The organism is Actinoplanes subglobosus, from assembly GCF_042650585.1.
In the GTDB taxonomy this organism is placed as follows: Bacteria; Actinomycetota; Actinomycetes; order Mycobacteriales; family Micromonosporaceae; genus Actinoplanes; species Actinoplanes subglobosus.
This window is the reverse complement of the sequence record NZ_JBHSBL010000035.1, coordinates 23,233-38,084: the sequence shown is the minus strand read 5'-3', so window position 1 is coordinate 38,084 and position 14,852 is coordinate 23,233. Positions and strand designations below refer to the sequence as shown.

Annotated in this window: 14 protein-coding genes; 8 read left to right on the top strand and 6 right to left on the bottom strand. The window is 70.2% G+C overall.

From position 1 onward, the window contains the following. Positions 1-24: 24 nt before the first annotated feature. The 5 genes from ACFO0C_RS45955 to ACFO0C_RS45935 form a co-directional block, all read right to left on the bottom strand. Complete coding sequence (locus ACFO0C_RS45955) at positions 25-1,641, bottom strand: family 43 glycosylhydrolase (protein WP_378073200.1); 1,617 nt, start codon at positions 1,639-1,641, stop codon at positions 25-27. Positions 1,642-2,195: 554 nt separating this feature from the next. After that, positions 2,196-2,567: a hypothetical protein gene (locus tag ACFO0C_RS45950; protein ID WP_109591698.1), complete on the bottom strand. Its 372-nt coding sequence runs from the start codon at positions 2,565-2,567 to the stop codon at positions 2,196-2,198. A 31-nt stretch (positions 2,568-2,598) separates the two neighbouring features. After that, complete coding sequence (locus tag ACFO0C_RS45945) at positions 2,599-3,084, bottom strand: roadblock/LC7 domain-containing protein (protein WP_378073199.1); 486 nt, start codon at positions 3,082-3,084, stop codon at positions 2,599-2,601. 40 nt (positions 3,085-3,124) lie between these two features. Then, positions 3,125-4,135, bottom strand: coding sequence for a DUF4388 domain-containing protein (locus tag ACFO0C_RS45940; protein ID WP_378073198.1), 1,011 nt, complete (start codon positions 4,133-4,135; stop codon positions 3,125-3,127). Positions 4,136-4,164: 29 nt separating this feature from the next. Further along, positions 4,165-4,515: a hypothetical protein gene (locus ACFO0C_RS45935; protein WP_378073197.1), complete on the bottom strand. Its 351-nt coding sequence runs from the start codon at positions 4,513-4,515 to the stop codon at positions 4,165-4,167. Positions 4,516-4,747: 232 nt separating this feature from the next. Here ACFO0C_RS45935 and ACFO0C_RS45930 point away from each other — a divergent pair, with 232 nt between their 5' ends. Further along, positions 4,748-5,098 (top strand): VOC family protein, encoded by a 351-nt coding sequence (locus ACFO0C_RS45930; protein ID WP_378073196.1) that lies wholly within the window; start codon positions 4,748-4,750, stop codon positions 5,096-5,098. On the opposite strand, the gene ACFO0C_RS45925 is transcribed toward ACFO0C_RS45930, so the two are convergent. Then, the gene (locus tag ACFO0C_RS45925) at positions 5,095-6,660 is read right to left on the bottom strand and encodes a methyl-accepting chemotaxis protein (RefSeq protein ID WP_378073195.1); all 1,566 of its coding nucleotides are present in this window, start codon (positions 6,658-6,660) and stop codon (positions 5,095-5,097) included. The genes ACFO0C_RS45930 and ACFO0C_RS45925 overlap by 4 nt on opposite strands. A gap of 45 nt (positions 6,661-6,705) precedes the next feature. Between ACFO0C_RS45925 and ACFO0C_RS45920 the strand changes: the two genes are divergently transcribed. The 7 genes from ACFO0C_RS45920 to ACFO0C_RS45890 all read left to right on the top strand — a co-directional run bounded on the left by ACFO0C_RS45920 (position 6,706) and on the right by ACFO0C_RS45890 (position 14,815). Next, positions 6,706-7,935, top strand: a complete 1,230-nt coding sequence (locus ACFO0C_RS45920; protein WP_378073194.1) for a deoxyguanosinetriphosphate triphosphohydrolase — start codon at positions 6,706-6,708, stop codon at positions 7,933-7,935. An 18-nt stretch (positions 7,936-7,953) separates the two neighbouring features. Then, positions 7,954-9,819: a DNA primase gene (gene dnaG / locus ACFO0C_RS45915; protein ID WP_378073193.1), complete on the top strand. Its 1,866-nt coding sequence runs from the start codon at positions 7,954-7,956 to the stop codon at positions 9,817-9,819. Beyond that, complete coding sequence (locus tag ACFO0C_RS45910) at positions 9,816-10,346, top strand: hypothetical protein (RefSeq protein ID WP_378073192.1); 531 nt, start codon at positions 9,816-9,818, stop codon at positions 10,344-10,346. The genes dnaG and ACFO0C_RS45910 overlap by 4 nt, the downstream gene beginning before the upstream one ends. Before the next feature lie 33 nt (positions 10,347-10,379). Further along, complete coding sequence (locus tag ACFO0C_RS45905; RefSeq protein WP_378073191.1) at positions 10,380-11,303, top strand: ABC transporter ATP-binding protein; 924 nt, start codon at positions 10,380-10,382, stop codon at positions 11,301-11,303. Beyond that, positions 11,303-12,061, top strand: a complete 759-nt coding sequence (locus tag ACFO0C_RS45900) for an ABC transporter permease (protein WP_378073190.1) — start codon at positions 11,303-11,305, stop codon at positions 12,059-12,061. Before ACFO0C_RS45905 ends, ACFO0C_RS45900 begins: the two co-directional genes overlap by 1 nt. Before the next feature lie 141 nt (positions 12,062-12,202). Continuing rightward, a complete protein-coding gene (locus ACFO0C_RS45895) occupies positions 12,203-13,015 on the top strand; it encodes an ABC transporter permease (protein ID WP_378073189.1) in 813 nt (270 codons plus the stop codon). A gap of 738 nt (positions 13,016-13,753) precedes the next feature. Next, positions 13,754-14,815, top strand: coding sequence for a YihY/virulence factor BrkB family protein (locus ACFO0C_RS45890; RefSeq protein WP_378073188.1), 1,062 nt, complete (start codon positions 13,754-13,756; stop codon positions 14,813-14,815). Positions 14,816-14,852 lie beyond the last annotated feature (37 nt).

Here is a 14,852-nt window from a genome sequence, read left to right as displayed (position 1 = left end):
CGTGACCGCCGAGCGGCCGGACGGTCACGGAGTCAGCAGCAGGACCTCCCTGGTCCGGCCGTTCATGCCGGCCAGCCGGTACCCGCCGGTGGTCAGCGCCTCGATCCGCCAGAAGGTGCCGTCGAGCGACCGCCGGGCGCCCGGCGCGGCGATCCGGTACCACCCGTCGGTGACGTGCGTGAACCGCCAGCGGTCGCCGATCCGCTTCGTGTTCGCCAGGTCGGTGAGCAGCACGTCACCGACCGGCTGGACGCGGAAGTCCTGGCAGGCGCCGACCGCGAAGGTCTGCACCGCCGTGCCCGCCCCACCACAGCCGGCCGGCTGCAGGGCCCGGCCGGCCAGCGGGTTGACGATCCGCGACCAGCCCTCGGTGCTCGGGACCAGCCGGAACCGCTGGCAGTCGTTGGCCAGCCAGCCCCACTGCGCCACCCGGGCGCCGTCGGCGTCGACGCAGGCGGCCACCTCGGCCACCTTGTTGCTCTGCCGGTTGGTCAGGCTCACCAGGCCGTTGCCGCGGTCGACGAGTTGCCACTGCTGGCAGGTGTTCTCCGCCTCACTCGCGGCGAGGGTGATGTCGGCGCCCTCGTAACCGCAGGAGGCGTTGGCCAGGACGGCGTCGCTGTCGCGGTGGACCAGCCGCACGTGGGCCGAGCCGTGGCCGTACCCGCGGTTGCCGCTGAGCGGGTCGGACAGCCGGGGCCAGCCGTGCACCCAGGAGATCCTGCGGATCGAGCCCTTCGGGGCGCCGCCGTCGGCCCGGTCGTAGTAGTGATGGGCGAACAGGTCGCCGTAGACGTCGCCGTGGCCCGGACCGGCGAAGTCGTTGTAGCCGGCCAGGATCTGCGTGCCGCCGCCCTCGGTCATCGGCGTGCCGGCGGCGTCCGCGTACGGCCCGGTGATGCTCCGGGACCGGCCGGCCATCACCCGGTAGTCGCTGTTCACACCACGGCAGCAGAAGTCGAAGCTGACGAAGAGGTAGTACCAGCCGCCGTGGTACGTGATCGACGGCCCCTCGATCGCCATGCCGCCCCGGGAGGCGATCCGGTGCTCGGTGGTGTCGGTCGTGGAGAGCAGCCCGGTCCGCGCGTCCAGCCGGCGCATCCGCAGGCCGTCCCAGAACGAGCCGTACGACAGCCACGCGTTCCCGGCCCGGTCGAAGCTGACGTCCGGGTCGATCGCGTTGACGTCCTCGACGCCGCTGGTGGTGCGCAGGACCATGCCCCGGTCCACCCACTGCGGCTGGTCCAGGGATTTCGTGGTGGCCAGTCCGATCACCGAGTTGTTGGTGCCGAACGACGAGGCCGCGTAGTACAGGTGGTACTCGCCGTCGAAGTAGTTGATGTCCGGCGCCCAGAAGTCGGCCGGGGTCACGCCCAGCTCCTCGACCACCCAGGCCGGCGGGGTGTCGAAGACGGTGCCGGTGTACGTCCAGTGGATCAGGTCGGTGGACCGGCGGATCGGCAGGTAGGTGCGGGTGCCGCTGTCCCCGGTGATGATCTCGTAATACCAGCGGCCCTGCTTGATCAGCGTCGGATCGTGGGCCACCGGGTCGGTGGCGGTCACCGGCGCCGAGGCTTGAGCCGGAACAGCGGGAACCGCGGTCAGAAGTATGGCGGCGAGCAGTGCGCCGAGAATTCTCACAAAGCCCTCACAGACGGATGTGGCGTGGCGCACGGTGCTGGCACACCTTTGCAGCGCTGCAAAGACAGGATGCACGCGCCTCGATCCGACAGCAAGGGGAAACAACCCGGAAACCTTGATTACGGTCCGGTGGTCCACAGGGCGGAGATCGGCGCCGGCGACCGTGGCGGCGGCCTTCACCTCGATACCGACGACGCTGCCGGAGTTGTCCTCAAGGGCGTCCACCTCGTACTGATCCCGATCGCGGTAGTGATGCAGCCGTACCGTGAAATCCGTCCAGGTGATCTGGCGGGCGACGACCCTGATCAGATAGATCGTCTCCAGAATGCCGGTGGACCGCCTCGGGGTAACCGCCGCGCCGGGCGCGGGCCAGATAGTCCCGGCGGGACAAACCCAGCGGCTGCGCGCGAAGCTCCGGGCCCTCCAGGAAGGCTGCGGCCCCGAAACCATCCGGAGCGCCGTCGACAGGCTTTAGATCTGCCGATGATTCCGCCGGGGGCGGGGAGGGCGGTGCGGGCCCTCCCCGCCAGGGGGTGGCGATCACGGCTGAAGGCTCAGACGTCGAGGTCGTTCTCGATGCGGCGCAGCTGGTGGCGGGACATCGCGAGGTTCGCCCGGTCCCGGCGCAGCGCCACATAGAGGAAGAGGCCCTTCCCCGAGCGGCTCGTCAGCGGCCGGATCATGTGGTACTGCGTGTCCAGCGTGATCAGGATGTCCTCGATCTTCTCGGAGAGGTTGAGCATCTCCATCGCCCGCAGCTTGGCCCGGACCACGTCGGTGTTACCGGCCGCGGCGACCGTCAGGTCGAGTTCCTTGCCACCGCCGAGGGTGCCCAGGGCCATGCCACTGGTGTGGTCCACGAGCGCGACGCCGATGCAGCCGTCGATCTCCATGATTTCCTTGAGTGCGGTGTCCATGTCGGGCATGGGAATCGTTCCTCCGTTGTGGTGGGTGGTGTCAGCCGGTCGCCTGGCGGCGGCGGGCCATGTTCGGCAGCGTGGCCATCGGGGTCCGCCGGGCGAGCGGGACCGGGGGGCCGGACTGCGTGGGGATCTCCGGGCGCAACGGCGCTGTCTCCAGCGCGAGGATCCGGATCAGCCGGCGTACGCACCGGCGCGCTTCGAGGTGGACCATGGCGAGGTTCGCGTCGCCCGACGTGACCACGGTGAGCAGCGCGTTCGGCCCCGCGGTGTACGACGTGATGTAGCCGCCGTCGCACTCCACAACGGATTCGCGCAGGTCACCGTGATTGACCGCGTGCGCGAACCGCCGCGCCAGAGCCAGATGGGCCGCGGCCAGCGCGGCCAGCGTGTCCGGCTCGATACCGTGCGAGTCGTGTGCCACGACCAGCCCGTCGGCGGTGGCGAGGACGCTGCCGGACAGTTCCGGCAACCTGCTGCGCAGGCGCCCGAGTTCCTCGAGTACCGCCGGGTCCACCGTCATTCCTCTTCCTCGCTCCTTCGGCTGGTCGGGGGTGCGCGTGTCACCGCAGTGCCCTGAGTGCGGTGCGGATGCGCTTGAGCAGGACCTCGTCGGCGCCCTGGTGCACCGGCGGGCTCTCGCCTGCCATCTCCTTGGGCAGCTTCGCGCCGGGTTTCCGGCGGGCCAGCCGTGGCAGCCGGTTCGGGCCGCCGCTGGTCTCACCCGGTGACGACGCCGGCGCGGGCGGCGGGTCACCGGCGGGCGGGGGGTGACGGGCCGCCGGTTCCGGGCCGGAGATGACGGGTACGGGACTCGCCGTCCCCCGGACCAGCGGGACCGATGCCCCGCGCGGATGGGGGAGACGCACGAACTCCGGCGAGTCGGGTACCCGGATCTCGGGAGGCTCGATCAGCCCCGCGGCGGCCATCCGGCGCAACTCCTGGATGATCGCGTAACCCGCCCGCCCGAGCAATTGCGCCAGGTCGGCCGGGGTGCGCTGCCCGTCGGCCTGGACCAGCAGCTCCCACTGCGGAGCCGTGACCACGACCCGTTCCCGCGGTGGCCGGGTCACCGGGATCACCGGCGCCACGTCGATCAGCGGGTTCGGGAAGATCCCGTCGAGCAGCCGGATCCGTCGCTTCACCTCCCGGTCCACGGCGGTCGCGTCGATGTGCACGACCGGTCCCAGCCAGTGCGTGGCGCCGGGAACGAACTCGGTCGGCGCCGTCGTGTCGGCCAGCACGAAGTAGGCCGCGTCATAGGTGGCGCCGAGCACGCACAACTCCAGCTCACCCTGGGTGAGATGGCCCTGCTCGACCAGGAGCCGCCCCACCCGCGTGGACGAGGTGCCCAGGTCGAGCGCGCTCTGCCAGGTGCGGCCGGAGAGCCGGCCGGACGAGGTGAGCAGCTCACCGACCCCCGGTGCCGACGACGACTCGGCGTAGATGACCCGGCCCTCGAAGACGTAGACCGCACCACCGGGATGGCCGCCGACCATCAGCGCCCCGGTCTGCCGCGCGCCGGCGACCCGCGTGAGCAGGTCCCCGGGCGCTGCGGTCCTCGTGCGGGCCACCGATCGCTCCTTCATGGTCAGTGGGCGGGTCATCGCCGGGCGACCAGTTCGTCGGCCAGGCGCTGCATCTTGCGGCGGGCCACGGCGAGATTGCCGCGCACCCGGTCCAGCCACACGTAGAGCACCAGGCGGCTGTCGAACTCGGTCTGGACCATCCGCAGGAGGTGGTAACCCCCGGCGGTGGTGATGATCAGGTCTTCCAGCAGGTCGTGCGGTACGGCCGAGACGAACAGCGAGCGGCTGTTCGCGGCCTGGACCACCTCGGCCGTACCGGCCGCGGCGGCCTCGTGGTCCTCGTTGGGCGCTGCGCCGGTCGTGGCGACCGGGAAGCCCGTCGTGTAGTCGACGATGCTGGCCCCGACGGCGCCGGGAATCGTCATGGCCTCTTGTAGACAGTGGTCGACGCCGGGCACTTCACTCCTCAGCGCTTTAGCTCCCGTTCGGGCGCTTACCGCCCGCCACCGTGGGCCATCCTCCGGTGACCGTGCGGTCGTAAGTCGCACGTTCTGTGCGTCATCCGCCCGTCACCGTGAGGCGGGTACCGCGTTGTCCCCGGCCGGCCATCGCGACGTCACGTAACCTGTTCGTCACATGTCGATCAGGGGAGGGTCCGTGCCCAGTCGGTGGGAGCAGGTCGTGGTGGACGCCGAGGACCCGGCGCGGCTCGCCCGCTGGTGGGCCGAGGCGCTCGGATACGTGATCGTGAACGAGGCGCCCGACGAGGTGGAGATCCGGCCCACCCCCGACCAGATGCCCGGGCTGCTCTTCACCCCGGTCGCCGACGCCCGGCGGGGCAAGAACCGGCTGCACATCGACCTGCGGCCGGACGACCAGGAGGCCGAGGTCGAACGGCTGGTCGGGATGGGCGCCCGATCCGTCGACATCGGTCAGGGCGACGTGCCGTGGGTCGTCCTCGCCGACCCGGAGGGCAACGAGTTCTGCGTACTGAGCTCCAAGCCCTAGTACTTGAACTGGCCGATCAGGCCGCGGATCTCGTCGGCGGCGGTGCTGACCAGGCCGGCCGAGTTGCGGGTGGTGTTCGCACCCTCGGCGGTGAAGGCACTCGACGACGTGATGTGCGAGACCGTGCCGCTGATGTCCGAGGCCGCGGACTGCACCGCCCCCACGTTCTGGGCCAGCAGGTCGGTGGTGGCCGACTGCTCCTCGACGGCGGCCGCGATCGTCCGCTGGCCGTCGTCGATCCGCGCGATCACCGCCGTGATCGCCTCGATCGCCTTCGCCGTGTCGGTCGTCATCTCCTGGATCGCGTGGATCTTCGCGGTGATCTCCCCGGTCGCCCGCGCGGTCTCCCCGGCGAGATCCTTGACCTCGGTCGCCACCACCGCGAACCCCTTGCCGGCGTGCCCGGCCCGGGCCGCCTCGATGCTGGCGTTCAGGGCCAGCAGGTTCGTCTGTTCGGCGATGTTCGTGATCATCTGCACGATGTCGCCGACCTCCCGGCTCGCCTCGCTCAACCGGCCCACCGCCTCCGCCGTCCGGTTCGCGCTGGTCGTCGCCTCGTTCGTCGTCGACGCTGCCGTCGCTGTCTGCCGGGAGATCTCCCGGATCGACGCCGACAGTTCCTCGGTGGCGGCCATCATGTCGCCCACCGAATCCGACACGTGCACCGCCGACGCGTCCGCGTTGCGTGCCTCGGCCGACGTCCGCTCGGCCGAGCCGTCCAGTTCGCCGGCCAGCGTCTGCAGCTCGACACTGGTCGCGGTCAGGCTGCCCACCCGTTCCGCGGTCGCCGCCACCGTGCCCTGGATCTCCGACATCGCGTCGTTCAGGGCCCGCGCCATCTCGCCGAACTCGTCCCGGTTGACGATCGGCGCCCGTACCGTCAGATCCCGCCCGGCCAGCTTCCGCAACGTCTCCCGCATGCCGCGCAGCGGCTGCCGCACCGCCCGCACGGTCAGCACACAGACGATCAGCGTCAACAGGTTCGCGATGCCCGCGGCCCACTGGATGAACGTCGTGCTGTCCTCTCCGGCCTCCCGGCCCCGCGCGCTGGCGTGGCTGACCTCGCTGAGCACCGCGTCGTCCAGCCCGCCCAGGCTCTCCTCCAGTGCGGAGAACTGCGCCAGGAAGTCGGCCAGCGACTGCTGCGCGGCCGCCCGGTCGGTCGCCGCCGTGGCCACCGCCGACTTCGCCAGATCCCCGTACTTGATGATCTCCGCGCGGGTCGTCTCGTACTCCGGGCGCAGATCCGCCGGAACCTGCTGGGACGCCTCGTCGAATTTGTCGAGCATCGTCTGCGCATGCTCGGCCACGGCGTCGACCTCGTACTCGGTGCGCTGCGCCTCGGTCGTCGCGAACATCGCCGACATCACGTCGGCACGCAGCGCGTCGTGCATCATGTCGGCGTTCCACTGGTTGCTCATCGCCGAGCTGACACCGGCGATCTCCTCGTTCGCGGCGCTCTGGTCCTCGGAGTTGCGCACGGCGAAGCCGGTCACCAGCGCCACCGAGAACAGGCCGGTGGCGCCGAGAACCACGAGACGGCCGACGATGGAGATCCCCACGGTTGACCCATCGGCAACCGGGACACACGGCTTAGGGTGGAGATCATGACGGCCGCCGACGCCCAGAGATGGGCAGCCGAGCCCGCCAAGGACAGCGGGTACGGACGTACCCCCTACCAGCGCGACCGGGCCCGGGTCCTGCACTCAGCCGGATTCCGTCGTCTCGCCGCCAAGACCCAGGTGCACACCGCCGGGTCCGACGACTTCCTGCGGACCCGGCTCACCCACTCCCTCGAGGTTGCCCAGATCTCCCGCGAGATGGGCGCCCGCCTCGGCTGCGACCCCGACATCGTCGACGTCGCCGGTCTCGCCCACGACATCGGGCACCCGCCGTTCGGTCACAACGGCGAGGCCGCCCTCGACCTGGCCGCCCGGTCGTGCGGCGGCTTCGAGGGCAACGCGCAGACCCTGCGGGTGCTCACCCGGCTGGAGGCGAAGGTGCCCGGCGCCGGCCTCAACCTGACCCGGGCCACGCTCGACGCCTGCTCCAAATACCCGTGGTTCCGTACGCCCGGCCGCCGCAAGTTCGGCGTCTACACCGACGACGAACCGGTCTTCACCTGGCTCCGCGACGGCCGCGACGACGAACGCCGCTGCCTCGAGGCGCAGGTCATGGACTGGGCCGACGACGTCGCCTACTCCGTGCACGACGTCGAGGACGGGGTGCACGGCGGCTACATCGCGCTGCGCGACCTGATCGGCGACCCGGCCGAACGGGCCGCCCTCTGCGCCGACGTCGCCGCCACCTACTCCGACGAGAGCCTCGACGATCTGGGTGCCGCCCTCGACCTCCTGCTGTCCGATCCCGCCGTCGCCGGGGTCGCCGGATACGACGGCGACTACCACTCCCTGGTCGCCCTCAAACGCATGACCAGCGTGCTCACCGGCCGGTTCGTCGCCTCCGCGGTCGGCGCCACGCAGAGCCGCTACGGCACCGAGCCGCTGCGCCGGTACGCCGCCGACCTGATCGTCCCGAGGACCGTCCGCAACCAGTGCGCGCTGCTCAAAGGCATGGCGCTGCGCTACGTGATGCGATCCCGGGCCGCCGAGCGGTGGTACGAGCAGCAGAGGACCATCCTCGTGGAGCTGGTGGACGCGTTGGTCCGTACCCCGGAGCGGTTGGATCCGCTCTTCCGCCCGTTGCACGCGGCCGCCGCCGACGACCGGGCCGCCCTCCGGGTGGTGATCGACCAGGTCGCGTCCCTGACCGACCACGCCGCCGTGGCCTGGCATTCCGCGATCATCGGGACACGGGCCGACCCTGCTGGCGGGTGACCGGCCGGGCGAGGCAGGATGTATGCCGTGGCGGGCAGGGTCAAGGACGAGGACATCGCACTGGTCCGCGACCGGACCTCGATCGTGGACGTGATCAGCGAGACGGTCACTCTACGGTCGGCGGGCGGCGGAAACCTGAAAGGGCTGTGCCCTTTCCACGACGAGAAGACTCCGTCGTTCAACGTCTCACCTGCCCGGAATGTCTATTTTTGTCATGGCTGTGGCCAGGGTGGCGACGCGATCAAGTTCCTGATGGACGCGGAGCACCTGTCGTTCATCGAGTCGGTCGAGCGACTGGCCGGCAAGGCGGGGCTCCAGCTGCGCTACGACACCGAGACCGGTGCCGCCCCCGCCCCGCGGCCGCAGGCCGGGCAGAAACAGCGGCTCATCGCCGCGCACGCGGCCGCCGTCGAGTTCTACCGCGACCAGCTCGGATCGCCCGGCGCGCGGAAGGCGCGCGAGTTCCTCGCCGAGCGCGGGTTCGGCCGGGACGCGGCGGAACGATACGGGTGCGGCTTCGCCCCCGACAGCTGGGACGCGCTGAGCAAGCACCTGCGACTCAAGGGGTTCACCGCGGAGGAGCTGACCGCGGCCGGGCTGTCCAAACCGGCCCGTTCGGGGTCGCTGATCGACCGGTTCCGGCGGCGGCTGCTCTGGCCGATCCGCGACCTGAGCGGCGACGTGATCGGGTTCGGCGCGCGGAAGCTGTTCGACGACGACGACGGCCCGAAATACCTGAACACGCCGGAGACGCCGATCTACAAGAAGTCGCATGTGCTCTACGGCATCGACCACGCGAAACGGGAGATCGCCAAGCGCGGGCGGGCGGTGATCGTCGAGGGTTACACCGACGTGATGGCCTGTCACGAGGCGGGCGAGCCGACCGCGGTGGCGACCTGTGGCACGGCGTTCGGTGTCGACCACATCCAGGTGCTGCGCCGGCTGCTGATGGACAGTGACAGCTTCACCGGCGAGATCATCTACACCTTCGACGGGGACGCGGCCGGGCAGAAGGCGGCGCTGCGGGCCTTCGAGGAGGATCAGCGCTTCGTGGGGCGTACCTTCATCGCCGTCTCGCCGGACAACATGGACCCCTGTGAGCTGCGGCTGGCCCGCGGTGATCTGGCGGTCCGCGACATGATCGCGGGCCGGGAGCCGCTCGTCGACTTCGCTCTGCGGCAGACCATCTCGCGCTTCGATCTCGACACGGTGGAGGGCCGGGTCGAGGCGATGCGGCGTGCCGCGCCTCTGGTCGCCAAGATCAAGGACCGGGAGAAGCGGCCGGAGTACGCGCGGAAGCTCGCCGGAGACCTCGGAATGGATCTCGACCCCGTCCAGCGGGCGGTGAACAACGCTCTGCGGGGCGAGGCCGCCGAGCAGCAGCGCGCGCCCCGGTCACCGGCGTCCGCCGACTCGCCGCAGCGGCGGGTCGAGCGGGAGGCGCTGAAACTGGCGTTGCAGGAGCCGGTGCTGGCCGGGCCGATGTTCGACGCGGTCGGCCCGGAGAACTACGGCGACCAGGTCCTCCAGTCGGTCCGCGAGGCGGTCGCCCAGGCCGGCGGGGTGTGCTCGGCCACCGGTGGCGTGGTGTGGATCGAGAAGGTCCGTGACGCGTGTGCCGACATGGGCGGTCAGATGCTGGTCGGCGAGCTGGCGGTGGAGCCGCTCTACGTCGACGGAGCGGTCGACCCGCGCTACGTGCAGGTCACCCTGGCCCGGCTGCAGGGTGGCGCGCTGGCCACCCGCATCCGCGACCTGAAATCCAAGGTCCAGCGGTTGAACCCGGTGACCAGCAAGGATCAGTACCTTGCCCTGGCCGGGGAGCTCTTCTCACTCGAACAGCAGGCACGGGCCCTGCGCGAGCAGGCGGCAGGTGAACTGTGAGGCTCTTCCGACGGCGTCCCTCGTTGCCGGCCGCGTCCCGGCCCCCGCTCGCGGCGGAGGAGCGGGTGGTGGCCTGGTGCCAGGTCGCCGAGTCGCCGGAGGACGTGGTGGTCGCCACCAACCACGGGATCTGGCTGCCGTCGGCGGTCGACCGGCTGGGCTGGCACGAGATCCACAAGGCGGCGTGGTCGGGGCGCGAGCTGCGGATCACGCCGGCCGAGGTGGCCGTGGAGCGGGAGGGCTACACGGTGCTGGTGGACGGGCCGGTGGTGTCGTTCCTGCTCCTGGAGCCGGGGGAGCTGCCCGATCAGGTGCGGGCGAGGGTGACCCGCTCGGTGGCGTACACGTCGCATCACTCGTTGCCGGAGGGCGCGGTCCGGGTGGTGGGCCGGCGGGTCAGCGGGCGCAACGGGCTCAGCTGGGCGGTCCGCTACGACTCCGGTACGCCGGTGGAGACCGACGAGGTGGTCGGGGCCACCGACGAGCTGGTCGGGACGGCGCGGTCGGCCACCGAGGCCGTGGACTGAAACTTGTCGTACCCCTTCCGTAGGGTCGGGGTCGTGAACTCCCTCATCCACGCGCGCGGGCTGATCAAGCGGTTCGGTGACTTCACCGCGGTCGACGGGATCGACGTCGACGTGCGGGCCGGGGAGGCGTTCGGCTTCCTCGGGCCCAACGGCGCGGGCAAGAGCTCGACCATGCGCATGATCGGTTGTGTCTCCCCACCGACCGACGGGGTGCTGAGCATCCTCGGCATGGACCCGCGGCGCGACGGTCCGCGGATCCGTGCCCGGCTCGGTGTCTGCCCGCAGCTCGACAATCTCGATCCCGAGCTGACCGTTCTGGAGAATCTGGTCACCTACGCCCGGTTCTTCGGCATCCCGCGGCGGGTGGCCCGGGCCCGTGCCGCCGAGCTGCTCGACTTCGTGCAGCTGGGGGAGCGGTCCGCCAGCAAGGTGGAGCCGCTGTCCGGCGGGATGAAACGGCGGCTCACCATCGCCCGGGCGATGGTCAACGAGCCCGATCTGGTGCTGCTCGACGAGCCGACCACCGGCCTCGACCCGCAGGCCCGCCACCTGGTGTGGGAGCGGCTGTTCCGGCTCAAGCAGCAGGGCGTGACGCTGGTGCTGACCACCCACTACATGGATGAGGCCGAGCAGCTCTGCGACCGGCTGGTGGTGATGGACGGTGGACGCATCGTGGCCGAGGGCTCGCCGCGTGAGCTGATCGAGGCGCATTCCACCCGTGAGGTGGTGGAGCTGCGGTTCCCGACCGACGACCAGGGGACCTATGCGGGCAAGCTGGAGGGCATCGGCGAGCGGGCCGAGGTGCTGCCCGACCGGGTGCTGCTCTACGTGACCGACGGCGACGACGCGCTGGCCGAGGTGCACCGGCGGTCGCTGAGCCCGACCAGTTCGCTGGTGCGCCGGAGCAGCCTGGAGGACGTCTTCCTCCGCCTCACCGGCCGGACGCTGGTGGACTGATGACCCCGTCGGCCTACGTGCTGGAGTATCACCTGGTCAACTACCGGCGGACCTGGCGGGCGAGCGTGTTCTCGTCGCTGGTGCTGCCGCTGCTGACGATGCTGGGGTTCGGTCTCGGTGTCGGCGGTCTCGTCTCCGGCGGTGTCGACGGGGTCACCTACCTGGAGTGGATGGTGCCGGGCCTGATCGCCAGCACCGCCGCGCAGGTCGCGGTCGCCGAGTCGACGTGGCCGGTGATGAGCTGTTTCACCTGGGTCAAGACCTACTTCGCGCAGGCGGCGGCGCCGTTGCGGGTCGGTGACATCGTCGGCGGCCATCTGGCGTTCATGCTGTTCCGGGTGCTGGTCAGCACCACGGCGTTCCTGCTGGTGGCGTTCGCCTTCGGCGCGTTGCGGTCCGGGTGGGCGGTGGCGGTGCTACCGGTGTCACTGCTGCTCGGCGCGGCGCTCGCGACCCCGGTGGCGGCCTACACGGCGTCGGTGACCAGCGACAGCTACCTGGGGATCCTGATGCGGTTCGCGGTGCTGCCGATGTCACTGTTCTCCGGGGTGTTCTTCCCGATCGAGTCACTGCCGACGGCGCTGCGCTGGGTGGCGTTGGCGCTCCCGCTCTGGCACGGCGTCGACCTGAGCCGTGCCGCCACCCTGGGTCTAGACCCCGGACCGTCCGCCGTGTGGCAGGTGCTCTACCTGCTGCTCTGGGCCGTGGGCGGCTGGTTCCTGGCGACGTGGCGCTACCGGCGCCGGTTGGTGATCTGACGTGTTGACCTGGCGGTTGCCGCTTTCGGCGGTGGCCGGTGATTTGACGTGTTGACCTGGTGGTTGCCGTTTCCGGCGGTGGCCGGTGATCTGACGTGTTGACCTGGTGGTGCCGCTTTCGATGACGGTTGGTGATCTGACGTGTTGACTCTGGTGCTGCCGCGGCGGCTGATGGCTCTGGACGGGATGGGCCGCCGCTCGATCGCCGTGGCCGAGCGCAACGTGTCCGCGCTCAAGACCGCCTACTGGCTGGTCATGATCGGTGGCCTGCTGGAGCCGGTGCTCTATCTCTTCTCGATCGGTGTCGGCGTCGGAGCCCTGGTCGGCGAGATCCCGCTGCCCGGCGGCCGGCTGGTGGGTTACGCCGAGTTCGTGGCGCCGGCGATGCTCGCGTCGTCGGCGATGACCGGGGCGCTCTCCGAGACCACCTTCAACTTCTTCGGCAAGATGAAATTCATGCGGCTGTACGAGGGGATTCTCGCCACCCCGGTCCGGCCCATCGAGATCGCCCTCGGCGAGTTGTCGTGGGCGATGGCCCGGGGCAGCGTCTACTCCGCGGCGTTCCTGATCATCATGGTCGCGATGGACCTGACGACACCGTTGCGTGCGCTGGCGGCGTTCCCGGCGAGCATCCTGATCGGGTTCGCCTTCGGTGCGCTGGGCATGACGATCTCCACCCTGATGCGCGGCTGGCAGGACTTCGACATGATCGGCGCCGGCATGTTCGTGCTGTTCCTGTTCTCCGGCACGTTCATCCCCGCCACCGCCTACCCGGACGTGCTCCGCTGGATCGTCGAGGTCACACCGCTGTACCGGGCGGTCGACCTGATCCGTGGCATCAGCCTGGGAACGATCGGTGCCGTCCAGGTGCTCGACGTCCTCTACCTGCTCGCGTTACTGGCGGGAGGCTTGTTCATCGCCGGCCGCCGCATGGAGCGCCTGCTGTGCAGGTGAGTGCCACGCCTCCGCTCCGGTCGAGCAGTTGCCTCGGCCGGGTGGCCACTTCGGGCGAGCAGTTACATCCGTCGGGTGGCCGCTTTCGTCGGGTGGCCGCTTTCGTCGGGTGGCCGCTTTCGTCGGGTGGCTGCTTCGCCCGGGGTGGCTGCTTCCGCCGGGGTGGTTGCTTTCGTCGGGTGGCTGCTTCCGCCGTGGCTGCTTCCGCCGTGGTTGCTTCCGCCGGGATAGCTGCTTTTCGTTGGGTGGCTGCTTTCGTGGGGCGGCCGTTTTCGTGGGGCGGCCGTTTTCGTGGGGTGGCCGTTTTCGTGGGGTGGCTGCTTTCGTGGGGCGGCCGCTTCCGTCGGGCGGCCGCGACGGAGGCTGGGTGACCCGGACGGGACATGGCAGACCGGGACGGGTTAGGAAAGCCTCCGGGCTGGGCAACAAAACCGCAGGTCGTCAGCGCGCACAATGGGATGTGGACACGATGTGCGCGGGCGGCTGGGAGCTGTTGCTTCTGCCCGGAGGGAACCCGCTATGAAACTTCGCCACGAGGCTGACGAACAACCGCAACGACCCGTCGGCGCTGACCTTCCGGCTGGTGCCGATCGGACCGGTGGTGCGGATCGTGCCGCCAGTCGTGGGCATGCTGACGATCCGGAGCGCGGGGTCAGATCGGGCGGCGCCAGATCGGGCGGCACCGGGCTGGGGCGTGGTGCCGAGGCAGGGCGTGATGGATGGGAACAGGACGCGGCCGTGGCTCGGCGCCAGGGGGCGGCCGATCATGACGTGGCCGCGGCGGCCACCTCCCGGACGGCTGAGGACCGTGAGCGGGATCGGGATTTGAGCGCGCCGGGGCCCGACGAAGGGCCGGACAAGCCGAGCCAGCTGAAGCCGAAAGGCCTGTTCGCCGCGGTCAAACGGACGTTCCGGCAGTTCTCCGAGGACAACATCTCCGACTGGGCGGCGGCACTCACGTACTACGGGGTTCTGTCGATCTTCCCGGCCGCCGTGGTGCTGGTGTCGCTGCTGGGCATGCTCGGCAACGACGGGCAGAAGACGGTGACCGACGCGGTCAACGACCTCACGCCGAACGCGCAGTTGCGCTCCCTCGTCGGCACGGTGCTCACCCAGGTCGGTGATTCGGGGGCGGCCGGATTCGCCGCGATCATCGGTCTGGTCGTCGCGTTCTGGTCGGCGTCCGGCTACGTCGCCGCCTTCATGCGTGCCTCCAACGCCGTCTACGACGTGCCCGAGGGGCGTCCGATCTGGAAGACGCTGCCGATCCGGGTCGGCGTCACCGCCGTCATCGGCATCATGCTGATCGCCTCCGCCGCCATCGTGATCTTCACGGGGGAGTTGTCCCAGGTTGTCGGTGAGCGGCTCGGTTTCGGTGGCGTCGCTGTCACGACGTGGAACATCGCCAAGTGGCCGGTCCTGGTCGTGCTGGTCAGCCTGATGTTCGCGTTGCTCTACTGGGCCTCGCCGAACGCCAAGACCGGCGGTTTCCGGTGGATCACCCCGGGCGGCATCTTCGCGGTGGTGCTGTGGGTGGCGGCGTCCGCGGCGTTCGCGTTCTACCTGGGCAACTTCGCCAGCTACGACAAGACCTACGGCACGCTGGCCGGTGTCATCGCTTTCCTGGTCTGGCTGTGGATCTCCAACATGGCGATCCTGCTCGGCGCCGAACTCGACGCCGAACTCGAACGCGGCCGTGCCATCGCGGCCGGCCACCCCGCCGACGACGAGCCGTTCCTGGAGCTCCGTGACACCCGCAAGATCAAGAAGGGTAGTGAGCACGGCCTGAGTCAGGGCTGATCACCGTCGGAGAAACGCGAAAGGCCCGGTAATCGCC